The sequence below is a fragment of the Kitasatospora sp. NPDC002551 genome, from assembly GCF_040296005.1.
Taxonomy (GTDB): domain Bacteria; phylum Actinomycetota; class Actinomycetes; order Streptomycetales; family Streptomycetaceae; genus Kitasatospora.
In genome coordinates this window covers 70772-94863 of record NZ_JBEOWI010000027.1, presented here as the reverse complement: position 1 = coordinate 94863, position 24092 = coordinate 70772, and the positions used below count along the sequence as shown (strand labels likewise).

At 73.7% G+C, this 24092-nt stretch carries 16 protein-coding genes; 7 read left to right on the top strand and 9 right to left on the bottom strand.

Annotated features, from left to right (window positions below; translation table 11 throughout):
- Positions 1–207 precede the first annotated feature (207 nt).
- Entirely contained in the window at positions 208–1407 is a 1200-nt protein-coding gene (locus ABT093_RS22810; RefSeq protein WP_350567113.1) for an acyl-CoA dehydrogenase family protein, read from the top strand.
- Between the two features lie 135 nt (positions 1408–1542).
- On the opposite strand, the gene ABT093_RS22805 is transcribed toward ABT093_RS22810, so the two are convergent.
- The 3 genes from ABT093_RS22805 to ABT093_RS22795 form a co-directional block, all read right to left on the bottom strand.
- Positions 1543–2364: an SAM-dependent methyltransferase gene (locus tag ABT093_RS22805; RefSeq protein ID WP_350567110.1), complete on the bottom strand. Its 822-nt coding sequence runs from the start codon at positions 2362–2364 to the stop codon at positions 1543–1545.
- A gap of 127 nt (positions 2365–2491) precedes the next feature.
- Positions 2492–4057, bottom strand: coding sequence for a GMC family oxidoreductase (locus tag ABT093_RS22800; protein WP_350567107.1), 1566 nt, complete (start codon positions 4055–4057; stop codon positions 2492–2494).
- Positions 4058–4368: 311 nt separating this feature from the next.
- Entirely contained in the window at positions 4369–5754 is a 1386-nt protein-coding gene (locus ABT093_RS22795) for a carotenoid oxygenase family protein (RefSeq protein ID WP_350567105.1), read from the bottom strand.
- A 79-nt stretch (positions 5755–5833) separates the two neighbouring features.
- Between ABT093_RS22795 and ABT093_RS22790 the strand changes: the two genes are divergently transcribed.
- Entirely contained in the window at positions 5834–6475 is a 642-nt protein-coding gene (locus ABT093_RS22790; RefSeq protein WP_350567102.1) for a TetR/AcrR family transcriptional regulator, read from the top strand.
- Positions 6476–6589: 114 nt separating this feature from the next.
- Here the strand turns inward: ABT093_RS22790 and ABT093_RS22785 are convergent, their stop codons facing one another.
- Complete coding sequence (locus tag ABT093_RS22785) at positions 6590–7561, bottom strand: hypothetical protein (protein ID WP_350567099.1); 972 nt, start codon at positions 7559–7561, stop codon at positions 6590–6592.
- Positions 7562–7778: 217 nt separating this feature from the next.
- On the opposite strand from ABT093_RS22785, the gene ABT093_RS22780 reads away from it, so the two are divergent.
- Together ABT093_RS22780 and ABT093_RS22775 are read left to right on the top strand one after the other, a co-directional pair.
- Entirely contained in the window at positions 7779–8762 is a 984-nt protein-coding gene (locus ABT093_RS22780; protein ID WP_350567097.1) for a DUF1702 family protein, read from the top strand.
- A 116-nt stretch (positions 8763–8878) separates the two neighbouring features.
- On the top strand, positions 8879–10171 hold the full coding sequence (locus ABT093_RS22775) for a cytochrome P450 (RefSeq protein ID WP_350567168.1): 1293 nt from the start codon (positions 8879–8881) through the stop codon (positions 10169–10171).
- A 157-nt stretch (positions 10172–10328) separates the two neighbouring features.
- On the opposite strand, the gene ABT093_RS22770 is transcribed toward ABT093_RS22775, so the two are convergent.
- From ABT093_RS22770 to ABT093_RS22750, 5 genes are read right to left on the bottom strand one after another with little or no spacing between them, the layout of a single operon-like run.
- Positions 10329–10898 (bottom strand): flavin reductase family protein, encoded by a 570-nt coding sequence (locus tag ABT093_RS22770; RefSeq protein WP_502884292.1) that lies wholly within the window; start codon positions 10896–10898, stop codon positions 10329–10331.
- 5 nt (positions 10899–10903) lie between these two features.
- Positions 10904–11374: an acyl-CoA thioesterase gene (locus ABT093_RS22765; RefSeq protein WP_350567166.1), complete on the bottom strand. Its 471-nt coding sequence runs from the start codon at positions 11372–11374 to the stop codon at positions 10904–10906.
- A 2-nt stretch (positions 11375–11376) separates the two neighbouring features.
- Complete coding sequence (locus ABT093_RS22760) at positions 11377–17253, bottom strand: type I polyketide synthase (RefSeq protein ID WP_350567092.1); 5877 nt, start codon at positions 17251–17253, stop codon at positions 11377–11379.
- Complete coding sequence (locus ABT093_RS22755; protein WP_350567089.1) at positions 17250–18266, bottom strand: enediyne biosynthesis protein; 1017 nt, start codon at positions 18264–18266, stop codon at positions 17250–17252. Before ABT093_RS22755 ends, ABT093_RS22760 begins: the two co-directional genes overlap by 4 nt.
- Positions 18263–20245, bottom strand: a complete 1983-nt coding sequence (locus tag ABT093_RS22750; protein ID WP_502884291.1) for an FG-GAP repeat domain-containing protein — start codon at positions 20243–20245, stop codon at positions 18263–18265. The genes ABT093_RS22755 and ABT093_RS22750 overlap by 4 nt, the downstream gene beginning before the upstream one ends.
- Before the next feature lie 277 nt (positions 20246–20522).
- Here ABT093_RS22750 and ABT093_RS22745 point away from each other — a divergent pair, with 277 nt between their 5' ends.
- The 3 genes from ABT093_RS22745 to ABT093_RS22735 all read left to right on the top strand — a co-directional run bounded on the left by ABT093_RS22745 (position 20523) and on the right by ABT093_RS22735 (position 23815).
- Positions 20523–22070 (top strand): GMC family oxidoreductase, encoded by a 1548-nt coding sequence (locus ABT093_RS22745; protein ID WP_350567086.1) that lies wholly within the window; start codon positions 20523–20525, stop codon positions 22068–22070.
- 234 nt (positions 22071–22304) lie between these two features.
- Complete coding sequence (locus tag ABT093_RS22740) at positions 22305–22940, top strand: carboxymuconolactone decarboxylase family protein (protein WP_350567084.1); 636 nt, start codon at positions 22305–22307, stop codon at positions 22938–22940.
- Positions 22937–23815, top strand: coding sequence for an SDR family NAD(P)-dependent oxidoreductase (locus ABT093_RS22735; RefSeq protein ID WP_350567082.1), 879 nt, complete (start codon positions 22937–22939; stop codon positions 23813–23815). Before ABT093_RS22740 ends, ABT093_RS22735 begins: the two co-directional genes overlap by 4 nt.
- Positions 23816–24092 lie beyond the last annotated feature (277 nt).

Below are 24092 nucleotides of genomic sequence, written 5' to 3'. Positions count from 1 at the left end.
GAGGTCCGCCGCCTTCGGCCTGCCGGGCGGGCTCGACGCCCGGGGGCCCCCGGGATCGACCGCGATCGGCCGCGGGATCGACCGTCCGAGAGGGCACGTTGGGAGGAGTCGGCTCCCGGCGGCCCGCCCGACACTGGTGTCCACTCCCGGATACCCGCCCCGTCAACGGTGGCGCGCGGCTCGGACCGGATCGAAGGAGCGAACCCCATGAACGACCGTCTGAAGCGGCACCGGCTCCCGGAGTCCGCGCCCACCCCCGAGCAGAGCGAGTGGCTCGGCCGGGTCGACCGGGTCGCCCCGGTGGTCGAGGCGCACCGGGACGCGGCGGAGCGCGACCGGCAGATGCCGCGCGAGGTCTACGCGGCCCTGCGCGACGCCGGCTTCACCCGCATGTGGGTCTCCCACGCGTTCGGGGGCGAGCAGGTCTCGCTGACGGCCGGCATGTACGCACTGGAGGCGCTGGCCAGGCTCGACGCCTCGGTGTCCTGGCAGATCGGCGTCCAGGGCGCCATCGGCCGGCTGTCCGACTACCTGCCGGAGGAGACCTCCCGGGAGCTGTTCCGGGACTGCGAGGGCTTCGCGGTCGGCGGGGTCAAGCCGTCCGGCCTGGCCGAGCCGGTGGACGGCGGCTGGCTGCTGCGCGGCGAGTGGGCGATGGGTTCCGGCTCGGCGCACGCCGACTGGCTGGTCTGCACGGCGCTGGTCTGCGAGGACTGGCAGCCCGTGCAGACTCCGGCCGGCCCGGACATCGTGATGCTGTTCGTGCCCGCCTCCGAGGTCCGGATCGAGGACACCTGGTACACCGTCGGCCTGCGCGGCACCGGCAGCAACCACTTCCGGGTCGAGGAGCGGTTCGTCGCCGACGCGTACGCCGTCCGCAAGGGCCGCATGGCGCAGGCGCCGCCGGAGCGGGACTCCCGGGCCTACCCCGTCGGGTACTTCGACTTCGGGCCGTTCTCCACCGCGCCGGTCGCGCTCGGAGTGGCGCAGGACGCGCTGGACGCCTTCTGGACCACCGCGCACGCCAAGACCCCGGCCAGCGGCACCCAGCGGCTGGCCGCCAACCACGTCGTCCAGGAGCGGTTCGGGCGCGCCGAGGCGGCGCTGTACTCGGCGCGGCTGCTGCTGTTCGAGGCGGCCCGGCAGGTCGAGGAGTCCGGTACGGCCGGCGCCGACCTCAGCGCGCTGGTGCGGCTGGCCTCGGCCACGGTCGGCGAGGCCGCGACGGCCGCGGTGGACACCGTGTTCACGCTGGCCGGGACGTCCTCGATGTACGCCTCCAGCCGGCTGGAGCGGGCCTTCCGCGACATCAACGCGGTGACCAAGCACATCGCGCTCTCCTACTCGCACTTCGAGACGGTCGGCGCCTACCTGCTCAGCGAGGAACCACTGGTGATGCGCCGCTAGAGCGCAGGCCCGTCCCCCGACCCCGGCCGCCCGGCGGCCGGGGTCGCGGCCTTCCGCGCGGTCGGCCCCCGGTAGCGCGAAGAGCCGTACCGGGCCGCCTGGGCGGTCCGGTACGGCTCGCGGCGGGGCGCGGCGTCAGGCCTTGCGCGCCAGCCCGCACCACATCGGCATCGGCCGCGGGCCGGACTCGCCGGGATCCGGCCGCCAGTCGGGCAGTTCGGCCACGCCGGGCTCGACCGGCTCCAGGCCGGCGAAGTACAGGTCCGCGGCCTCCTGCCTGGTCCGGCGCACCACCGACTCGCCCCACTGCTGGTTGAGCAGCTCGAAGGCCTCGTCCATCGCGGCGTCCTCGCCGACCCGGGCGAACTGGGAGAACGCGACGTGGCTGCCCGCGGGGACGGCGTCCACGATGCGCTTCATCAGCTCGGCGGGGCCCTGGTCGTCGGGGAAGAAGTGCAGGATGCCGAAGAGGATCACGCCGATCGGCTGATCGAAGTCCAGCACGGTCCGCGCCTCGTCGAGGATCCGGTCGACGTCCTTCATGTCGGCGTGCAGGTAGCGGACCTCGTCCTCGGGCAGGTCGGCCAGCAGGTGGCGGGCGTGCGCCACCACCACCGGGTCCTTGTCCACGTACACGGTGCGGGCGTCCGGGATGATGCCCCGCGCCACCTCGTGGGTGTTCTCCCTCGTGGGCAGGCCGGTGCCGATGTCGAGGAACTGCCGGATGCCCGCCTCGGCGGCCAGGTGGCGGACGATCCGGACCAGCGCGCCGCGCGCCGCCCGGATGTCCACCGCGACGTCGCCGCCCGGCCAGGAGGCGAACGCGTACTCGGCCGCGGCCCGGTCGGCCGCGAAGTTCGCGGTGCCGCCGAGCATCAGGTCGAACACCCGGGAGACGTGCGGGACCTCGGGGTCGACGCCCGGGATGTTCCCGGCGGCCGCGTTTTCCACTGTCATCGACGTTCCTTTCCGAAATGCCGCGCCGGAGCGGCGCGGACGTTTTTCCCGGTGACGAGAGAATCGTCCCAGCCGGGGCCGCGCCGGGAATACTCCGAGAATGCCCGGCGCCTTTTCCGACGGAATGTCAGACGGCCTGGAGCGCCTCGGCGATCCGCTCGCCGATCAGCACGGTGGTCAGCGCGGTGTTGGCGCACACCATCGACGGCATGACCGAGGCGTCGGCCACGTGCAGGCCGGCCACGCCGCGGACGGCGCCGAACTGGTCCACCACCGCGCCCGGGTCGTCGGCCGGGCCCATCCGCAGGGTGCCGGCCGGGTTGAAGGCGGTGTCGACGGTGGTCTCGACGTACTCCCGGAGCAGTTCGTCGTCCTCGACGGTCTTCTCGTCCATCCCGACCACCCGCTCGGCGTGCGCGCCGATCCCGGCCGAGTTCGCCAGCTGCCAGCAGGTGCGCACCGCCTCGGCGAACAGGCCGTGATCGCGAGGGTCGGTGAGGTAGCCGAGGTCGATCCGCGGCGCGGTGCGCGGGTCGGCGGAGGCGAGGGTGATCCGGCCCCGGGAGTACGCGCGGCGGACCACCGCCATGATGCCGAACACCCCGTCGGCGCCGGCGGCGGCGCGCAGCCGGGGGAAGTGGTGGGCCAGGTTGAAGTGGTTGACCATCGCGTAGTACATGTCGTTGAAGCGCTCCGTGCCGCCGGCCGGGGCCGGGGCGGTGGTGCGCAGCACGATCTGGCCGGTGGAGGCGCTCTCGTCCGCCGCGCCGGGCCTGGGGGTCAGGAAGACCCCGATCCGCGGCTGGTCGACCAGGCCCTCCCCGACGCCCGGCAGGTCCGCCCGCAGGGGGATGCCCAGCTCCGCCAGGTGCCCGGCGGGGCCTGCGCCGGAGCGCAGCAGGATCGCGGGCGAGCCGATCGCCCCTGCCGCGAGCACGGTCCGGCGCGCCGTCAGGACGCGTTCGGCGCCGCCCTCCAGGATCCGCACGCCGCGGGCGACGCCGTCCTCGATCAGCACCCGGTCGACCAGGGCGCCGGGGACGACGGTCAGGTTCGGGCGGCCGGCGGCGGGCCACAGGTAGGCCATGGCGGTGGAGACCCGCTCGCGGGCGTCGCGGCGGTTGGACGGGATCGGGCCCACGCCGGTGGACAGCGGATGGTTGTGGTCGGCGGCGTACGGGTGGCCCGCCTCCAGGCAGCCTTCGAGGAACAGGCTCTGCACGGTGGTGAGTTCCTCGGGGCGCCAGCGCCGGAGGGGGATCGGGCCGCCGGTGCCGTGGTACGGCTCGGTGCCGAAGTCGAGGTCGTCCTCGATCGCGCGCAGCCGGGGCAGCGCCTCGTCCCAGCTCCATGCCGGGTTGCCGAGGGCGGCCCACTCGTCGAGGTCGGCGGGGGTGGCGCGGATCATCACCGTGTTGCCGATGGCGGAGGAGCCGCCGGTGACCTTGCCCTGCGGGAAGGCGGTGCGGCGGTCCGCGGTGAGCTGCGCGGACAGGCCCCAGCCGTGCCGGGCCAGCGACATCGCGTTGCCGTTCAGCAGGTCGCCGGGGGTCTGCTCGCGGGTGGTGTAGTGCGGGCCGGCCTCGACCAGGGCCACCCGCCGGGTGCCGTCCTCGCTGAGCCGGGCCGCGACGACCGCGCCCGCGGTGCCCGCGCCCACCACGATGTCGTCGTAGGAATCTGAGGTGATCATGAAGGCGCTCCCCCGTTGGTGCCGTCGAATTCACCGCACCGTATCCCCGGGGACCTCTCGCGGACTTCTCGCCGATTGCCCGGCGACGGCGCCCGGAATTCGGGCGGGGGAGAATTGACCGCGGGGCGGGAATCGGCGCGGCCGGGAGGCCGGGAAGGGCATTCTCGGAGAAGCGGGGACGGCGGAGCGGGGGCGACGCTCGGCGCGGGAGGTGGACGCCGATGGGGTGACGGTGGCCCGGCGGCGGGACGCGGTGGTGCGGCCGGCGGTCCCGCCGCCGGGCGCCGTGACCGCGCCGTGCCCGGGGCCGCTCACCAGCGCGACGGCACCCACTGCGCGTGGAATCCGTGCGGCACCCGCACCGGCAGCGGCACGACCGCGACCGGCGGACCGGTGAAGTCGGCGGTGTCCAGGACGAGCAGTTCGCTGCGGTCGGCGGCGGGGTCGTACACCAGGGTCAGCAGCCAGCCGTCGCCCTCCGGGGCCAGCGCGTCGCGCGGCACGAAGACCGCCTCGCCGCCCTCCCGGCCGCCGGCGAAGGCGTGCCGGTCGGTGCGGCCGGTCGCGAGGTCGTGCCGCAGCAGTGCGGGGCCGCACAGCGCCGCGCCCCGGCCGGGGACGAGTTCGACGGTGAAGGCGTAGCGGTACGGCAGGCCGGTGCGCCGTTCGTCGATGCGCGGGAACTCCTGCACCCGGCCGTCGAGCCGGCGTTCGAGCACGGCGCCCTCGCGGGGGTCGAGGGTCCACCGCCACAGGGCGGGGGCGGACTCGCTGGGGTGCAGCCGGTCGCGGTCGAAGGCCCGCTCGTGGCGGATCACGTCCACGGTGATCCGGCCGTCCGCGTCCTCGAAGGCGTTGACGGGGTGGAAGACGAAGCAGGGCGGCACGTCCAGCCAGAGCGCGGTGGCTCCCGGCCGGTCGCGGGGGACGATGCCGACCCGGGCGTCGCGGTCGGGCTGCCAGGTGTGGGGCACGGGCGAGCCGGCCCGGGCCTCGGCGGGGTCGTGGGCGACCGGCAGGTCGAACAGGACCGTGTGGCGCTCGGTGAGGGCGAAGGCGTGCATCCAGGGGCGGCCCTTGACCGGCACGGGCAGTGCGCTGCGGACCCGTCCCCCGGTGTCGACGGTGAGCAGGACGGCCCGGTCCCCGGCCGGGTCGACGGCGACGGCGTGGAGCTCGCCGGTCACCGGGTCGGTGAGCGGGTGGGCGCAGAACCCGCCGGGCAGGGTGCCGTCGAAGTCGGTGCGGGCGAGGGTGCGCAGTTCGGGGTCGAGGACGAGCGGCAGGGCGCCGCCGTCGGTGACGGCCAGGGTGCGGCCGGCGTGGCGGACCAGGTTGGCGTTGACGTTGCCGTCGAGGACCCCGCGCGGTCCGGGGGTGGGCAGTTCGCCGAGTTCGCGGCTGAGGGCGCCGTCGCGCAGCCAGCGGTTGCGGTACCAGTGGGCGCGGCCGCCGCCGAGGCGCAGTCCGTGCACCATGCCGGCGCCGGCGAAGGCGTGCTGCACGGCGGGGTCGTGCTCGCCGCGGGCGTTGGGGCCGATCCGCAGGAACGTGCCGTCCAGTTGCGGCGGCAGGGCGCCACGGACGGTCAGCCCGGTGTGCGCGGTCTCGGCGGGCACCGGCCGGTAGCCGGGTCCGAGCAGGTGGGTGGTGCTGTGCGGGTGACTCCTCGTGGTGGGTCCGGTGGTGCCGGGCATGGCCGCCCCCTCAGTCGATATCACTGTTACATAACACCGTCATTGACCAGCGTTGCAGCCGGCTGACATACTGTCAAGGGTGAGTCCACGGCGAGTTGACCCCAACCTCAGTACGCAGCTGATCGAGGCGGCGGCGAAGCTGCTCAGCGAAGAAGGACCGGCCGCGCTGTCCACCCGCAAGCTGGCGGCCACCGTCGGCACCTCGACCATGGCGGTGTACACGCACTTCGGCGGCATGGACGACCTGGTGCGGGCGGTGGTCCGCGAGGGCTTCACGCTGCTCAACCGGCGGCTGGAGGCGGTCGAGGAGACCGACGACCCGGTCGCCGACGTGGTCGCGCTCGGCTGGGCGTACCGGGCCAACGCCCGGGAGCACCGGCACCTCTACAACGTGATGTTCGGCGGCTCCAGCCTCAGCGGCTTCTCGCTCACCGACGCCGACCGGCAGCACGGCCGCTACACCCTGGACGCCCTGGTGCGGGCGGTCAAGCGGTGCGTCGCCGCCGAGCGCTTCCTGCCCTCCGAACCCGAGCTGGTGGCCCATCAGCTCTGGATCGCCCTGCACGGCCTGGTCACCCTCGACCTCGGCGGCTACCTGGTGGAACCGCTCACCGCGGACGTCTGCTTCGAGGCGCAGGTGTGCGGCATGATCCTCGGCGCCGGCGACGACCCGGCACTCGCCCGGGAGTCGGTCGCCCGGGCGGCGGAACGGCCGGTCTGAGCCCGCACGGCGGCAGCCCGGGCAGCGGCGGCCCTCGACGGAACGGCGGCGGGCCCGGACCCGAGGGCCCGGACCCGCCGCCGCCGGCGCGAGCGGTGCGCGCCAGGACGCGCCTCAGCCGTTCCAGGGCGCCGTCGGCCACCAGATGTACCCGAGCCTGCCGAGCAGCCGGATGTCCCAGTAGATCACCGTGAACGCGCCCGCCACCAGGAACGCGGAGGCGGTCAGCGTCGCCGCCCGGCCCGGCTTGGTGGCCAGCCAGCGCTGCACGCGCGCGCCGAGGGCGAAGGACAGCAGCAGGAACAGCAGCGCCATCACCAGGATGTTGCCGATCGACTGGAGCGCGAACGCCACCGCCCCGTACAGCGGGTTGTGCTCCACCGCCGCGTGCCGGAACAGGTTGCGGAACAACGGGTACGGGCGGCCGATCAGGAAGCCGCCGACCAGCGCGCCGACCAGCACCAGCGGGGCGTTCGGGAACCGGGCGGCCACCCGCGCCAGCGGGTCGGGCAGCACCCCGGCCGCGGCCAGCCCGATCACCAGCATCACCAGGCCGACCAGCCCGTACACGATCATCGCCTGGAGCATCCGCGGCGAGATCGTGCCGTGCGCGGAAGCGGTCGAGAACTGCGGCATGTGGGTGCCGAACAGGCCGACCAGCACCCCGTACGCGGCGGAGACCGGCAGCATGCCGACCGTCAGCCAGCCCAGCGGGCGCAGCGCGTGCACCAGCCGCTGGCGGCGGGTCAGGCTCATCTGCCCGACCAGCGGGCCGACCGCGCCGAACACCGCCACGTTGCAGGCCGTGAACGATCCGGCCAGACCGGAGACGAAGGCGAACAGCACGCCGGCCGAGATGCCGCCCAGCGGCGTGTTCCTGGCGTCGTGGCCGAGCAGCTCGTTCGCGGTGGTGAAGCCGATCTTGTCGTCGACCAGCTCCGAGGACCAGGCGTAGGCGAGCAGCAGCCCGCCGAGCAGGCCCAGCAGGACGACCAGGGCGCGGCGCTTCGGAAACAGGCCGTTGACGAACAGCGAAGTGGCGCGCGGGGGCGCCTTCACCGTCCGGCCCGTGATGGTGTCGGTCACGTGGGGTCTCCTCAGCTCACTGACGGGCCGGTCCTGACGAGAGGTCAGAAACCGGTGTGCGCGGGGCGTCACAGAGTGTCGTGGATCGACCCGGCCGGATGACTACTCCCGTGTTGCCCGGCATCGGCACGGTGGGAGTAGCCCCGCGTCGCCGGGGTCCGAAGCATGTAACCGGAGAGCTGCGGCCATCCGGGTACGCGGCGGGCTGGAGGCAGTGATGAGCGGGAGCTGGCGGGCGTTCAGGCGACGTCTGTTGACGCCGAGCCACAACGAGACGAAGTTGTCGACCCGGGGATTCCACGTGAAGGACCCCGAGGCGCGCACCAACCTGGAGACCGTCGGCGGGACCTTCCTCGACGGCTACGCGATCGCCGTCGAGGCCGCCGACCAGGACGAGGCGCACCGGCGGCTGGAACGGATACCGGTGCGCTACCGGGGCTTCGCCTACGAGGGCGCGGCGATGGGCCTGGCCATGCTGGACGGCCTGCCGATGCCCGGCCGGGGCCGGGTGGAGGAGTTCCTGGTGGGCCACGGCGCACCGCACAGCTACATGGTGCACGTCGGGGTCGGCTGGGCGATGGCCCGGCTGCCCCGCTTCCGCTGGTCGGCCATCGCCCCCGCCGACCCGCTGCTGCGCTGGCTCGCCCTGGACGGGTACGGCTTCCACCAGGCGTACTTCCGCACCGCGCGGTACGTGCACGAGCACCACCGGGAGAGCGCCTTCCCCTGGCCCGGCGACGAGACCAGGCGCTACGCCGGGCACGCCGTCGACCAGGGCATCGGCCGGGCCCTGTGGTTCATCGGCGGCACCGACCCCACCGTGGTCGCCGACCTGGTCGACGGCTACCAGGCCGACCGGCACGCCGACCTGTGGGCCGGGGTCGGCCTGGCCGCCTGCTACGCCGCCGGCGCCACCGAGGCCGAGCTGCACCTGCTGCTCGGCCGGGCCGGCCCGTACCGGCCCCAGCTCGCCCAGGGCGCGGCCTTCGCCGCCACCGCCCGGGTGGAGTCCGGTCTGCTCACCGAGCACGCCGAGGCCGCCGCCGGGGTGCTCTGCGGCCTCACCCCGCAGCAGGCCGCCGCGGTGTGCACGCAGGCCCGGCCGCGGCCGGCCGTCGACGGCGCGCTGACGGCCTACGAGGTGTGGCGGCGGGAGATCTCCGAACGGATCGTCAGCGGCGCCCCTGGAGCCAGGGCGTGACCGCCGCCGAACCGGCCCCCGCCGGGTCCGCCCCCGCCGCGGCCCGGCCCCGGCGCGGCGCGTCCCGCCGGCCCCCCGGGCCGTCCCGGGCCGCCACCCCGGTGCTGCTGGCCCGGATGGCCTCCGACCGGCTGGCCGTGATGACCGGGGCGGCGGCCGAGTACGGCGACGCGGTGCGCCTGCCGCTCGGCCCGAAGACCCTGTACTTCTTCAACCACCCCGACCACGTCCGCCGGGTGCTCACCGACAACAGCGCCAACTACCACAAGGGCATCGGCCTGGTGCACGCCCGGCGCGCCCTCGGCGACGGCCTGCTGACCAGCGAGGGCGAGCTGTGGCGCGCCCAGCGCAAGGTGATCCAGCCGGTGTTCCAGGCCCGCCGGATCAACCGGCAGGCCGGGGTGATCGCCGAGGAGGCGGCCCTGCTCGCCGACCGGCTGCTCCGCGCGGCGGGCACCGGCCCGCTGGACATCCGCCAGGAGATGACCTCGCTCACCCTGGGTGTGCTCGGCCGCTCCCTGCTGGACACCGACCTCGGCGCCTACGAGTCCATCGGCGAGGCGTTCGAGATCGTCCAGGACCAGGCCATCTTCGAGATGATGAGCCTGAGTTCGGTGCCCTCCTGGGTGCCGCTGCCGCTCCAGCTCCGGTTCCGCAAGGCCCGCGCCGAGCTGGACCGGATCGTCGCCGCGCTCGCCGACGAGCGGCGCCGCCGCCCCGCCGCCGACGGCACCCGCGACGACGTGCTCTCGCGGCTCGTCGACGCCACCGCCGACGAGCGCGACCCGGTGGCGCGGCGCACGCGGATGCGCGACGAGCTGGTCACCCTGCTGCTGGCCGGCCACGACACCACCGCGAGCACCCTCAGCTGGACCCTGTACCTGCTCGACCGGCACCCGGAGGTCGGCGACAGGGTCCGCGCCGAGGTGGACGAGGTGCTCGGCGACCGGCTGCCGGCCTTCGAGGACATGCACCGGCTCACCTACACCTCGATGGTCCTCCAGGAGGTGATGCGCCTGTACCCGGCGGTCTGGCTGCTGCCCCGCAAGGCGCTCGCCGAGGACGAGATCGGCGGCTTCCGGGTGCCCGCCGGCGCCGACGTCGTGCTGTGCCCCTACACCCTGCACCGGCACCCGGACTTCTGGGACGAGCCCGACCGCTTCGACCCCGAGCGCTTCGCCAAGGGCCGCACGGCGGGCCGCCACCGCTACGCGTACGTGCCCTTCGGCGCCGGCCCGCGGGTCTGCGTGGGCAGCAGCCTGGGGATGCTGGAGGCCACCGTGGTGCTCGCCGTCCTGCTGCGCCGGCTGCGGCTGGAGGTCCGGCCCGGCCACCGGGTGCGGGCCGAGCCGATGCTGACCCTGCGGGTCAAGGGCGGCCTGCCGATGACCGTGCGGCCGCGCGACTGACACACCGCGAGGAGGCCGGCGAGACGCCCGGCCGGGGTTCCCCCCGGCCGGGCGTCCGCGCACGGGCGGTCTGCTGCGGCTTCCGGTTCCCGGCGCGGGAACGCCGAACGCCCGGCCGGGAGGCTCCCGGCCGGGCGTCGGTGCGAGCGGTGCGCCGTCAGCCGGCGAGCCTGGCGAAGGCGCCGCCGTGGTAGAGCAGCGGGTCCCCGCCGTCGGAGCGGCCCGCCCCCAGCACCGTGCCGACGAAGATGGTGTGGTCACCCCCCTCGTGGACGGCGCCGAGCCGGCACTCCAGCCACGCCTGCACGTTGTCCAGGACGGGTGCCCCGGTGTGGCGCCCGCGCGTGTGGCCGATCCCCGCGAACTCCCGCACCCCGCGCGGGCGCCGGTGGTCGGCGAAGTGCCGCGCCACCCACTCCTGGTCGCGGGCGAGCACGGAGACCGCGAACGTCCCCTCGGCCAGCACGGCCGCGTGGACCGCCGCCGACTTGACCACGCAGACCAGCACCTGGGCCGGCTCCAGGGAGACCGACGTGAAGGAGTTGGCCGTCATGCCGCACGGCGTGTCGCGCCCCGCGGTCAGCACGGTCACCCCGGTGGCGAAGCGCCCCAGCACCCCGCGCAGCGCCCGGCCATCACGGATGTCGGCCTCGGGTGCCTGCGCCGGCAGCGGCGGCAGGTCGAGCGAGCCGGGCCGCGGTACGGAGGCGGGCGGGAAGGAGGACATGGTGATCACCCCACGATGGTGTTGCCGGTCAGGGAGGGTGCCGTCGCGGCGACGGCGTAGGGCTCCAGGGCGAGCCGCAGCGGCTCGGGCACCCTGGTGGGGCGGGTGTCGGTGTTGGGACCGCGCATGCAGGCGACCCGCTGCTGCCCGCGCGCGACCAGGTACTCGCCGCCGTCCGGGCCCAGCCGGACGTAGTCGAAGGTGAAGGCGACCTGGGTCTGGGTGAGGTCCGCCAGCCTCATCCGGATGGACAGCTCGTCGAAGGCGGTGATCTCGGCGAAGAACTCGCAGTCCACCTTGAGGGTGAACAGCTTGAGGTCGGCGCGGATGTCGGCGAGCACCTCGGGAGCCTTCTCCAGGAGGAACATCTCCCGGCAACGGCCCTGCCAGCGAAGGTAGTTGACGTAGTAGACGTTGCCGACGAGGTTGGTCTCCTCGAAGCCCACCAGGTGGCGGTACTCGTAGTGGTCCGGCACGGTCACCGGGCACCTCCCGTCAGGACGGTGAAGGCCACCGGATCGGCGACGCCGTCCAGGGCCGTCACGAAGCTCACGATCCGGTGCGCGCCGCCGCGGAAGGCCACCCAGCCGGCCGGGAGCCCGGAGGCGTCCTCCAGGCTGAGTGCCGCCACCGCGTGGCCCGCCTTGCGCAGCGTCTCCACCGCGCCCCACACCCTGGTCGCGGCCGTGCCGTACGGCTCGCCGCGCTCGGCGGCCAGCAGCCCGGCCAGCGCCGCGCCGTCCGCGCCCAGCAGCCCCTGCCACTGTTCGGCGGTCCGCTCGGCGGCCACCTCGACGTCGCAGCCGACGGTCTCGTCGGCGACCACCGTGAAGGTGACGCCGGCCGCGTGCGAGGAGGAGATACGCCGCCCGTCGGCCAGTTCGGGCCGGCCGTCGGGACGGTGCTGCACCTCGGTGGTCCGGCCGAGCGCCCAGCTCGCCGCCTCGGCGGTGCGCCGGCGCCGGTCGTCGACCGAGGTGCCCGAGCCGTCGCCGCCGGGCAGCACCACGCACCGCACGGGGTGGCCGAGCGCCGCCTCGACGCGCCGTTCCAGGAACGGGCCGAGCAGCGCGGGCAGCCACGGTCCGGCGCCGTCCTGCTTGCGCACCGCCCGCAGCAGCAGGCCCTCCCACCGCTCGACCGGCAGGCCCGACTCGTCGCGGACCTCCAGGTCGTAGAGGTAGCTGTCGCCGTCCCTGGAACGCTCGCGGGCGTCCAGGAACAGCAGCCGGCCGGTGCGCGCGGCCTCGGCGTCGGCCAGGTGCAGCCGCTCGACGCTGACCGGCAGCAGGGTCGCCTCGGGGACGCACGCCTGGATGGAGTGCATCAGCGCGTCCCGGGTGCCCGGGTCGGCCAGCAGCAGGTCGCCGGGGTGGTAGCCGGCGAACCAGTCGGTGCGCGGGGTGTCGTCGATCTCGGCGAGGCAGTGCCGGGCCGCGAGGTCCCGGTAGCCGAGCAGCCGCTGGAAGCGGTCGCCCTGGAACAGCACCGGTCCGTACAGCTCGCCGGGCGCCAGCGGCACCCTCGGCACCTCGTCGGTGACCGGCGCCGGCTCGCCCTCCGGCCGGGCCGCGCCGAAGCGCAGAACGGCCCGGAAGTGGTCGGCCCGGAAGCCGGTCTCGCTGCTGCGCAGCACCGCCTCGACGGTGTCGGGCGCGGTGGCGAGGACGGCGATCCGCAGGGTCGTCGCGCCGCTCACCGGGACGACGATGGGCCGCAGGAACCTCATGTCCTCCAGCACCGGGACGCCCTGGTGGCCGGTCAGGGCGGTGGCCGCCTGGGTCATCGCCTCCATGCCGAGGACGGCGGGGAAGAGCAGGTCGCCGTCCAGCAGGTGGTCGGGCAGGTAGCGGTCGCCGCCGCCGGTGAGCTCGGCGTCCACGACCAGCTCGATCCCGGGGTAGTGCACCTGGGGACGCTCCAGGAAGCGCAGCAGCGGCAGTTCGGACCGCTCCAGGCTGATCGTCGGGAGTCCGCCGGCCCGGCCCATCACCACCAGCGCCGGAGCGGTGCCGGGGGTGGCGAGCAGCCGGCCGAGCAGCGCCACGCCGTCGTCGGCGGGGATCGGCTCGATGCCCTCGCGGACCAGGCCCTCCAGCACGCCGAGCCGCTCCCCCATCCCCGCGCCCGACCAGACCGACCACTCCAGGGCCAGGCAGCGGCAGTCGGGGTAGTCCTGCTGGAAGCGCACGGTCAGCTCGGTGAGCCAGTCGTTGGCGGTGGCGTAGTCGGCCTCGCCGCGCAGGCCGGCCCGGCCGATGATGCTGCCGAAGGTGACGAACAGGCGCAGCGCGGCCGGGTCGACGGCGGCCAGGACGGCCTCCACGCCGTCGATCTTGGTGGCGAGGGTGCGGCGGAACGAGGCCTCGTCGAGGGTGGCGAGCGCCTGCGGCTCGTTGCGGCCGGCACCGTGCAGCAGGCCGGTGACGGGGCCGAGCTCCCGGGTGATCTCGGCGACGGCGGCCTTGACCTGGTCGGCGGAGGTGACGTCGGCCCGGGCGTAGTGCACCCGCAAACCCGCGGCCGCCATCCGGGCGAGGTTGTCGGCGAGTTCGGTGTCCCGGGCGGGGTCGGAGCGGCCCATCAGACCGATGGCCGCGCCGTCGGCCCCGGCGAGGGCGATGGCGCACTCGGCGGTGATGCCCTTGCCGCCGCCGGTGACCAGCAGGACGTCCTGCGGACCGAGTGCCTGGTGCCCGGGGTCGGGCCGGAGGTCGACGGCGCGCAGCACCGGCACCCGCCGGGTGCCGTCGGCGTCGTAGTGCACCTCGGTGAACGCGGTGGTGGCCGCGGTGTCGGCGGCGATCCGGGCGCTGATCCGCTCGGCCTCCTCGGCCGACAGGTCCTCGGCGACCGGCAGGGTGACGACGGTGACGGGGATGTCGGGGGCCTCCAGGTGCAGGGTCTTGGCGAGCCCGGCCGCGCCCCGGCGGTCGCCGACCGCGACCAGCCGGGTGCCGGCGGAGCGCCGGGCCGGGTCGAGCGCGGCCCGGGCGGCGGCCAGCATCAGGCCGAGGTGGCGCTGGTCGCAGTCGCGGGGCAGGGCGAGCAGGACGCCGCCGCCGGGGCCGTCGGCCCCGAGCCGTTCGGCGAGCGGCCCGGCCAGCGGGTGCCGGTCGCTGGCAAAGACCTCCCAGTGGCCGCCCGGTCCGGCCGCCGGCGCGGGCGGGACGGTCTCCGTCAGGTCGACCAGGAACGGACGCACCCAGGACCCGACCCCCGCCGCCGCGGCCGGCGGGCGGCCGGCGTCCGGCGACTGCTCGGCCAGCTCGTCCAGCAGCTCGGCGAGCTGGCCGAGCGTCGAGGTGGCGAAGGCGGTGGTGACCGCCGGGGCCGCGATGCCGAGCTCCTGGGCGGCCTGGTTCATGATCTGGCCGACCGTGATGGAACTGAGGTGCAGTTCGTCCAGCGGGTTGGCGGCCGGGTCGACGGTGTCGACCGGCAGCTCGGCCCGCTCGGCGGCCAGCCTGATCAGCACCTCCAGGCTGGAGGCGCCCTCCCCGGCGCGAACGGCCGCGGGAGCGGCGGCGGAAGCGGCCGGCTGCGGCAGCGCGGCCTGCGCGGAGCGCTCCAGCACGAACTCCTCGCCGCCCGCCTCGCACGGGCTGGCGAAGAACCGGAACTCCTTGTCGAGCTCCAGCGGCCGGGTGAAGCGGTCGGCGAACAGCTGCTCGTGCCGGACGGGCGCGCCCATCGTCCAGGCGGCGGCGACGGCGCCGAGCAGCCCGGCCAGCGACATCGCGTCGGTCTCGGTGGCGACCGCGGGCACGCCGGGGAGGATCTCGGCGGCCAGCGACCTGAGGATCGTGCCGGGGCCGACCTCGATCAGCAGGTTCACCTGCCCGTCCATCGCCTCCAGCGCCTCGGTGAAACGCACCGGCTGGACGACCTGGCGGGTCAGCAGGTCCACCACGTCGGTGTCGGCGGGCAGCAGGTCGCCGGTGACGGTGGAGACCAGGCCCTCGCCGATCGCGCCGAATCGTTCCTGCGCCAGGTGTTCGGCCAGTCCGGCCGCGGCCGGGGCGACGGCCGGCGAGTGGAAGGCGTGCGAGACGTTGACCCGTCCCACCCCGATGCCCTGGCGTCCGGCCAGCGCGCAGACCCGTTCGACCGCGTCGACCGGGCCGGAGACCACGGTCTGCCCCGGGCTGTTGTAGCCGGCGATCACGACCGGCTCGCCGACGATCAGCGCCTCGGCGAGCGCCGGGGTGGTGGCGAGGGCGGCCATGGTGCCGCCGCCGTCACTGGCCGAGGCCATGATCCGGCCGCGGGCGCCCGCCGCACGCAGCACGGTGTCCTCGTCCATGGCGCCCGCCCAGTGCAGGGCGGTGAGTTCGCCGAGGCTGTGGCCGGCGGCGCGGACGGCCCCGATGCCCAGCTCCTCCAGCACCCGCAGGCCCGCCACCGAGGCGGCGACGATCCGGGGCTGGGCGACGTCGGTGGCCACCTGGTCGCCGCCGGCCGGCAGGCCCAGGCGCTCGTACAACTCCTCGACGGAGGAGAAGCGGCGGCGCAGCGCCCCGCCGTCGCCGCGCCGGCCGGCACCCTGGCCGGGGAAGAGGAACCCGATCCGGGGTGCCCGTCCGGCGCTGCCGAGGAAGACGCCCTGGGCGGGGGCGAGGGCCGCGCGGGTCCCGAAGTCCAGCAGCTGGGTCAGCGCGGCGAAGCGCTCCACGGCCTGCTCGGGCGAGGAGGCCAGCACGGCGGCGCGCAGCGGCCGGTCGTCCAGGTCGCGCTGCAGGGTGGCCGCCAGGTCGCCGAGTTCGGCGTACGACAGCTGCGCGCAGAACTCGCCCAGCCGGACCGCCTTGGCGCGCAGCTCGGCCGGGTCGGCGCCGTCCAGCAGGAACAGCTCGGTATCCTGGCGGGAGGCGACCAGCCGGCGGGCCACGGCGGGCACGGCGGTGCGCCGCACGCCGTCGGCGTGCTCGACGACGACGTGCGCGTTGATGCCGCCGAAGCCCATGGAGGAGATCCCGGCCCGGATCGGCGCGCCCTGGGGCCACAGCTCGGCCCGGTCGGGGACGCGCACCGCCGGCTCGGGGCCGGTGAGTTCGGGGTGCGGGTCGACGTGGCTGGTGGCGGGCGGGATCACCTGGTGGCGGACCGCCAGGATCGCCTTGAGCAGCCCGGCGACACCGGCCGCGGCCTTGGTGTGGCCGAAGTTGCCCTTGACGGTGCTGAGCGCGGCGGGCGCCTGCGCCCCGGCGGCCCGGCGGGCCTCGGAGAACGCGCGCAGCTCGGTGGCGTCGCCGACGGCGGTGCCGGTGCCGTGCCCCTCGAAGTAGCCGACCGTCTCGATGCCGAAGCCCGCCGCGCGGTAGGCGCGGGTCAGGGCGAGCCGGTGGCCGCTCGCCTCGGGGCGGGTGATGCCGCCCTTGCCGTCGGAGGAGTAGCCCCAGCCGGGGATGGTGGCGTAGCGGAACCGGCCCTGGGCGCGGGCGTCCTCGTCGCGCATCAGGACGACCATGCCGCAGCCCTCGCCGGGCCAGAAGCCGTTGGAGCCCTTGTCGTAGACCCGCATCTCGCCGGTGGCCAGCGCCCCGGTCTTGGCGAAGCCGATGACCTCGAACGGGTCGATGCTGAGGTCCACGCCGCCGGCCACCGCGACGTCCATCCGGCCGTCGGTCAGGGCGTCGCACGCGGTGGAGACGGACAGCAGGGAGGAGGAGCAGGCACCGTCGACGGTGAAGCCGCCGCCCTTGAAGTCGAAGTGGTTGCAGATCCGGCCGGCGATGGTGTTGGCCAGGCCGCCGGCCAGGGTGTCCTCGCCGATCGGGGGGAACGCGCTCTTGTAGCGGCCCTCCAGTCCGTCCAGGAAGGCGGTCAGCGCGTCGTCGTCCCAGCCCTGCTCGCGCAGCGCGGCGCCCACGGTGCGGCGCACGTACGGCCAGCGCAGCCGCATCAGGTTGGCCCGGCTGAACTCGCCGGTGAGGGTGTTGCCGATGACGACGCCGGTGTTGGCGTCCTCCAGGCCCTCGCCGAACGGGAAGCCGGCGTCCTCCAGGGCGCGGGCGGCGGTGTCCAGGGCGAGCCAGTGGGTCATGTCGGTGGCGCGGAAGGTGCTGCCCGCGACGCGGTGGCGGACCCGGTCGAACTCGAAGCCCTCGATGACGGCGGCCTTGGCGCTGTAGAAGCGGTCGGGGGCGGCGGGGTCGGGCGAGTAGTAGTCCTCGGCCCGCATCCGCACGTCGGGCAGCCTGCGGAAGGCCCGGCGGCCCGCCAGCACGTTCTGCCACAGCTGTTCGGGGGTCTCGGCGTCGGGGTAGCGGCAGGCCATGCCCACCACCGCGATCCGCCCGCGGTCGGCCGGCTCGTCGCCGTTCCTCACCGACCGGAACCGGCTGTCCGTCACGCCGCCACCGCCTCGTTGCCCATGGGCCGCTCGGGCGCGGCCGACTGGACGGCCCGGTCCCCGAAGGCACCGTCCGCCTGCTTGCGCTTGTTCCGGAAGTGCGCCACCCACCAGCCCAGGCCGCGCAGGCCGCAGACGAGCGTGGTGGCGAAGAACAGGGTGTAGACGACGTTGAAGAGCATCAGCACGCCGTAGACCATGGCCACCGAGGCGCCGAACATGAACTGGTTGCGGCCCTTGACCGGCGTGGTGCCCGGGTCGGTGATCATGTAGTTGGTGTAGAGCACGAAGGCGACGCCGCTCATCGGGCCCAGGGCGGAGAAGATCGCCACGTCCCAGATCCAGTGGCGCAGCAGCGCCTGGATGACGAAGCCGCCGAGCCAGCCCACGATCAGCGGGATGCGCTTGGTGAGCATGGCGTTGATGACGGTGCCGGCGGTGGTGATGATCAGCGGGATGGCGATCCGGAAGAAGGTGTTGGCGTTCTCGGTGAACTCGTACGGCGGGGCGATGCTGACCCAGGAGCCGAACAGCACCAGCGCCATGGTGATGCCGAAGTTCGACGGGTTCATGAAGTGCCGCATCCGGCCGTACACGGGGGCCTGGAGGACGTGCTTGGCGGCGACGCCGATGAACACGGCGAGCAGGATCGGCATCAGCCGGTCGTTCGCGTAGAGCAGCATGTTCGCGGCGAGGGCGGTGATGTGGGAGGGCAGCAGGAACTCGTACAGGCCGCGCAGGCCGTTGCCGCGGAAGCGCGGGGTGCGCTCCTGCGCCCAGGCGCTGATCATTTCGAGGACGATCTCGACGACGTAGCCGAACGGTGCGCAGATCAGCGGCCACAGCCAGGGCTGCTCGAAGCCGAGCAGGGTGTAACCGAAGATGTTGAAGACGGACATCGAGATGGCGAAGTTGCGCAGGGCGAGGTAGCGCGGGTCGCGGTTGGGCTTCTTCTTCTCGCGGCGGGGTCGGACGGCGTGGGCGGCCACGCCGGCGATGTCGGTCGCGGTCATCGGGCCGCCACCTCCTGGATGTCGTCGGTCAGCATGAGGGTGTGGCTCCCGGCGGTCAGCTGCTGGGTCTTGGTGTGCAGCGCGCCGGTGACGTCGCGCCAGGTGAACTCGGCGGTGACGGGGCCGCTCTGGTCGCCGAGGCCGAAGCGGACGTCGAAGCTGCGGAAGCCGCCGTGGCCGCCGCCGCCGTCGAGCTGGCCGATCTGCTTCTTGCCGTCGGGGGTGGTGATGCGGACGGTCGTGCCGTAGGCGGGCGTGCCGGTGGTGGCCAGGCCCTGGCCGGCGGTGGCGCCGGTGGCGGGCCGGTACAGCCGCAGCGTCAGGTCGCGGCCGAGCGCCGGGGACTGGTTGGCGTAGAAGGCCGGCGGCCCCCACTGGCGGGCGATCGCGAAGTCGAGGGCGCCGCGGCCGGTGGTGTCGGCGGTGGCGATGCCGCGGGTCGGGATCGGCACGTCGAGGCCGAGCTGCTTGCTGATGTTGGCGAACTTGCCGCTCTCGGTGCGGGCGTAGAAGGCCATCACGTCGTCGCCGGCCAGGTCGTCGCCGGGGCCGACGTTCGGCCAGATCTTCGGGTTGGAGAGCAGGTCGTCGTTGGTCATGGCCATCTCCTGCAGCCACGGCCAGCGGTCGATGTCGCCCTTGACGAAGCCGTCGGCCTGCAGGATGTTCTGCTGGCCGTTGTTGAGGAAGTCGCCCATCTTGGCGTCCCAGCCCCAGCCGGTCCAGGCGACGCCGTTGTCGGCGGCCTCCTGGGTGAACGGGGCGATGCCGGCGGCGAGCTTCCGCTTCGCCTCGGCCTGGTCCTTCGCCCGGTTGATCCAGAGGAAATTGCTCTCCTCCAGGCCCCAGGCGACGGTGATGTTGCTGACCATCATGTCGAAGCTGCCGTTGCCGTCCACGTCGCCGAAGTCGACGCCCATGCCCTTGAAGGAGCCCTTGCCGAGCACGAAGGACTTCGGGGTGGTCGGCGTGCGCTCGCCGGTGGCCTCCTCGAAGCGGATCCGGCCCGGGGTGGAGACGTTGTGCAGCAGGTGCGCGTGGCCGAAGTCGTTCGCGATGTACACGTCGGGCAGGCCGGAGCCGGTCAGGTCCGCACCGGCGATGGCCAGCGTCCAGCCGGTGGAGGCGTCGAACGGGATGGCGTCCTTCTCCTCGACGAACCGGGCGTCCGGCTCGGCTCCGGTGGTCGAGGAGTGGTAGCGCAGGACGTGGTCGCCGCCGGCGTTCTTCGCGCTCGACAGCGAGTCGTTCATCTCGACGTTGCGCAGACCGTTGGGGTCGAGCACGTCGGAGTCGGGGAAGTAGTTGCCGATCATGATCGACGGGTGGCCGCTGCCGTCCAGGTCGGCGACGTACGCGGCGTCGGTGTTCCAGCGCGGCCCGTGGTAGCGGCCGTCGAGGCTCTCCGAGGGGACGACCTCGCGCGGCACGTACGCCTCGGCGGAGGGCGTGCCGGCGTCGGCCTTGGCCATGAACAGCACCGGGGTGCGGCCCCAGTAGGTGACCAGGAAGTCGTTGCGGCCGTCACCGTTGAAGTCGCCGGGCGTGCAGCCGGTGGGCGCCATGGTGTCGTCCATCGGCAGCGGCTTGCCGTCGAGAATGAACGGGGTGAACCGGTCGGCCTCGGGCGCGGTCGGGGTCCAGGTGACCACGACGGCGTCGGTGCGGGTGTCCACGATGCACATGCCGTCGGCGAGGCCGTGGCCGGTGACGTCGTTGATGGCGATGCTGGCACCGACCGAGGAGATCCAGGCGCGGATCTTCTCGTAGGCCGGGTTCACCTTGCGGATCGTGTTCATCGGCCGCGACTCGTAGCCCGGCGGCATCGCGATCGGCATTTCCTTGAACCGGTAGGCCGCGGCCGCGTCGTCGGCGCCCGCGACCGCCACCGATGTACGGATCATGAAGAACATCGAGGCGGCCACCACTATGGTGACCAAGCCGGGCACGATCCTGCGGAATCGTCGTCGGTACGACATCCCAATTCCCTCCCGTGGGCGACGATAAATCGGCTGTCCGAGGCCGCCGTGAAAGAATTCGGCACCTACCCGCCACCGGACCTGACACTTGAGGATGTCCCGGGTCCGCAAGGCCTGCTTCTCTGACGTTGCCAGGGTTCGAAGGGCACCCCGAACACGGTCCGCGGAATTCCCGGACCGCGCGATCGGGCAGTCTCGGAGAAGACCGGGCACGGCCGGGCGGCGAAAATCGGGGGAGATCGAACCCACCGAATCCCCGTCTGGCGAGGTCTAATCCATGGTGCACACGTATGACGTGATAGTCGTCGGGTCCGGCTCGGCCGGCGCGGCCCTCGCGGCCCGGCTCAGCGAGGACCCGGCCCGTTCCGTGCTCCTCGTCGAGGCCGGCCCGGACTTTCCCGACCCGGCCGGCATTCCGCACGCCATCACCGACGGCAACGCGATGTCGATGTACGAGCACGACTGGCGCTTCCGCGCCGAGATCCTGGACGGCCGGCGCATCATCTTCCCGCGCGGGAAGATCGCCGGCGGCTCCTCCGCGGTCGGCGCGACGATCGCGCTGCGCGGCGTGCCGGAGAACTTCGACCGGTGGGCGGCGGCGGGCAACCCGGCGTGGACGTACGAGCAGGTGCTGCCGTACTACCGGCGGCTGGAGGACGACCTGGACTTCACGGACCGGTACCACGGAAGCGGCGGCCCGGTGCCGATCCGCCGCTTCCGGCCCGAGGAGATGACGCCGATGCAGGCCGCCTTCACCGAGGCGAGCCTGGAGGCCGGCTTCCCCGAGGTCGCCGACCACAACCACCCCGAGGCGACCGGCATCGGCCCGATCCCGTCCAACCGCCGTGACCCGCGCTTCCGGGTCTCCACCGCGATGGCGTACCTCACCGCCGACGTGCGGGCCCGCCCCAACCTGACGGTCGTCGGGGGCGTCCTGGTGCACGGGGTGCTGTTCGACGGCGACCGCACGGTGGGCGTGCTGGCCTCGGCCGAGGGCCGGGTGCCGGAGGAACTGCGGGCGCGCAAGGTGGTGCTGTCCGCCGGCGCGGTCAACTCCCCCACCCTGCTGATGCGTTCCGGCATCGGCCCGGCCGAGGACCTGACCCGCCTGGGCATCGGGGTGCGGCTCGACCGCCCCGGCGTCGGCGCCCACCTGCAGGACCACCCGCGCACCGGCGTCTTCCTGCGGCCCAAGGACGGCGTGGTCGCCGACGACGTGCCGTTCCTGCAGTCGATGGTGCGGACCACGTCCAAGGGCTCCGCGGACTTCAACGACCTGCAGTACTACATGGTCAACCACTTCGACCTGACGCTCTTCCCCGAGCTGCAGATGCTGGCCCAGGCGCCGATGATCTTCGGCGTGATGGTCGTGGACCAGCAGCCGGAGTCGGTGGGACGGCTGCGGCTGACCTCCACCGACCCGGCGGCCGGCCCCGACATCCGGCTGGACTTCCTCTCCACCGACCGCGACCTGGAGAAGCTGGTCGAGGGCGTGCGCACCTGCTGGGAGCTGGCCAACCACCCCGGCATCGCCTCGAAGGGCGACGGGTTCATCGTGCTGAGCGACCGGCTGGTCGAGAAGGACGCGATGGTCGAGCAGTACGTCAGGACCAGCCTGGACAGCGGCTACCACCCGGTCGGCACGGCCCGGATGGGCACCGCCGACGACGAGGGCGCGGTGGTGGACCAGCAGCTGCGGGTGCACGGCGTGGAGGGCCTGTACGTGGCCGACGCCTCGGTCATGCCGAGCATCGTCAACTGCAACACCAACCTGACCTCGATCATGATCGGCGAGCGGCTGGCGGACTGGCTCCGCGCCGAGTGACCCCACCCTCCCGGCCCGACGGCCGCCCCGGTGCCCGCGAGGCACCCGGGCGGCCGTCGGCGCGTCAGGGGCCTCCGCATCCAGGGCAATCTGAGAGACGAGAAGCCCGCGGAATTCCTGCCACCATGGGGAAAACCACGCCGCCGCCCGCCGGGCAGAAATACCGTGCATTCCCCCGGTATTCGAAAAGGCCCGCGGGGCGGTCCGCACTGTCCGAAGGGAAGGCGTTCACCCATGACCGATCCGAATGTGCTCAGCACCGTCCGCGTTCCGCTGGTGGAGGAGAACGAGGCCGAGGGACGGACGAAGGAGCTGTACGACGCGATCAAGTCGCGGATGGGCATCCCCTTCGTCCCGGACATGTTCCGGCTCGTCTCCAGCCGTCCCGACCTGCTGGAGGTCGTGATCGCCGGCTACGGCGGGGTCTTCAACGACGGCGTGCTGCCGCGCGCGACCCGCGAGATGATCTCCGCCTGGAGCTCCAAGGTCAACGGCTGCCCGTACTGCGTCGGCACCCACAACTGGTTCCTGGCCCAGTTCGGCGGCCCCGAGGAGCTGACCGACGCGATCGAGAACTCCCCCTCGGTGGAGGAGCTGCCGATCGACGAGCGCACCAAGGTGCTGATGCGCCTGGTCACCAAGGTCGGCACCGGCGCCTTCCGGATCACCGACGAGGACTGGGCCACCACCGAGGCCGCCGGCTGGAGCAACGAGGAGATGCTGGAGGCGGTCTTCACCGCCGCCCTGTTCGCCTTCATCAACCGCCTGGTGGACGGCCTGGGCCTGGGCAACTCGGTGGCCCGCAGCCGGGTCGCCTCGCAACCGGAGGACGCCACCGTCTCCGCGGAGCGCCTGGCGGAGGGCAGGTGAGCGGGCGCTCGCGCGCGGTCCTGCTGACCGGTGCCTCCTCCAGCACCGGCATGTCCTCCGGCACCGGCCGGGCCGCCGCCCTGCGGCTGCACCGGGCCGGCTGGCCGGTGTACGCCACCGCCCGGCGCCCCGAGGCGCTGGCCGACCTGGCCGCCCAGGGCATCCGGGTCCTGCACCTGGACGTCAACGACGAGGAGTCGATGACCGCCGCGGTGGAGAAGATCGGCGCCGAGCACGGCGCGGTCGGCACCCTGATCAACAACGCGGCGTACAGCCTCAACGGCACCATCGGGGAGACCCCGATCGACGAGGTGCGCAGCCAGTTCGAGACCAACCTCTTCGGGCTGTGCCGGCTGACCCAGCTGGTCCTGCCCGGGATGCGGGAGCAGGGCGGCGGGCGGGTGGTCATGATGTCGTCCATCTTCGGCCAGTTCGCCACCCCCGGGCGCGGCTACTACCAGGCCACCAAGCACGCCCTGGAGGCCGTCAGCGACTCGCTGCGCCTTGAGGTGGCCAGGGACGGCATCAAGGTGGTGCTGATCGAGCCGTCACCGGTGCTCGGCGGCTTCGTGCCGATGTCGGTCGCCGACCTCGGCATGTCCGGGCAGGAACGGAACGGCCTGTACGACGAGTTCTGGAAGTACTTCGTCGACTGGCACGGTGCCTACCGGGAGACCGAACACCCCTCCGGCCGCGGCCGGATGGCGGTGCGCGCGGAGACCGTGGCGAAGGTCATCGAGAAGGCCGTCACCAGCGACAACCCGCGGATCCGGTACCGGATCGGGGTGCCGTCCCGGCTGCTGCCGCGGATGCGCTGGACCATCGGCGACGCGCTGTTCGAGCGCTTCGTCCGGGCGTTCTTCCCGGTCCCCTAGGCGTGTTTGACGATTCGCCTCTTGCGGGAATCGTCAAACACGCCCGGGCCTGCGCGGGCCCCGGCTCCCCGTTCCGGCGTCCTCCCGGGGCCGGGGCACAGCGCAAGGACGAAGAAGGAGGAGCCTGACCCTGATGTCACGATCGGGTGAAGCACCGACAGAAGACGCCGACGAGGCGAGGGGAGGACCCGCGGATGCCCACGAGCGACAGCGAGCCGACACATCGCGGTGGCCCGCGGAGCGGATCCGGAGCGGACTCGTGAGCGGCGGGCGGCGG

What these genes read in the sequence shown, in the direction of transcription:
- ABT093_RS22780 (WP_350567097.1), top strand. Translation starts at nt 7,779, where the DNA reads ATGAGCGGGAGCTGGCGGGCGTTCAGGCGACGTCTGTTGACGCCGAGC.
- ABT093_RS22795 (WP_350567105.1), bottom strand. Translation starts at nt 5,754, where the DNA reads ATGCCCGGCACCACCGGACCCACCACGAGGAGTCACCCGCACAGCACC.
- ABT093_RS22775 (WP_350567168.1), top strand. Translation starts at nt 8,879, where the DNA reads ATGGCCTCCGACCGGCTGGCCGTGATGACCGGGGCGGCGGCCGAGTAC.
- ABT093_RS22740 (WP_350567084.1), top strand. Translation starts at nt 22,305, where the DNA reads ATGACCGATCCGAATGTGCTCAGCACCGTCCGCGTTCCGCTGGTGGAG.
- ABT093_RS22805 (WP_350567110.1), bottom strand. Translation starts at nt 2,364, where the DNA reads ATGACAGTGGAAAACGCGGCCGCCGGGAACATCCCGGGCGTCGACCCC.
- ABT093_RS22800 (WP_350567107.1), bottom strand. Translation starts at nt 4,057, where the DNA reads ATGATCACCTCAGATTCCTACGACGACATCGTGGTGGGCGCGGGCACC.
- ABT093_RS22770 (WP_502884292.1), bottom strand. Translation starts at nt 10,898, where the DNA reads ATGTCCTCCTTCCCGCCCGCCTCCGTACCGCGGCCCGGCTCGCTCGAC.
- ABT093_RS22810 (WP_350567113.1), top strand. Translation starts at nt 208, where the DNA reads ATGAACGACCGTCTGAAGCGGCACCGGCTCCCGGAGTCCGCGCCCACC.
- ABT093_RS22750 (WP_502884291.1), bottom strand. Translation starts at nt 20,245, where the DNA reads ATGTCGTACCGACGACGATTCCGCAGGATCGTGCCCGGCTTGGTCACC.
- ABT093_RS22755 (WP_350567089.1), bottom strand. Translation starts at nt 18,266, where the DNA reads ATGACCGCGACCGACATCGCCGGCGTGGCCGCCCACGCCGTCCGACCC.
- ABT093_RS22745 (WP_350567086.1), top strand. Translation starts at nt 20,523, where the DNA reads ATGGTGCACACGTATGACGTGATAGTCGTCGGGTCCGGCTCGGCCGGC.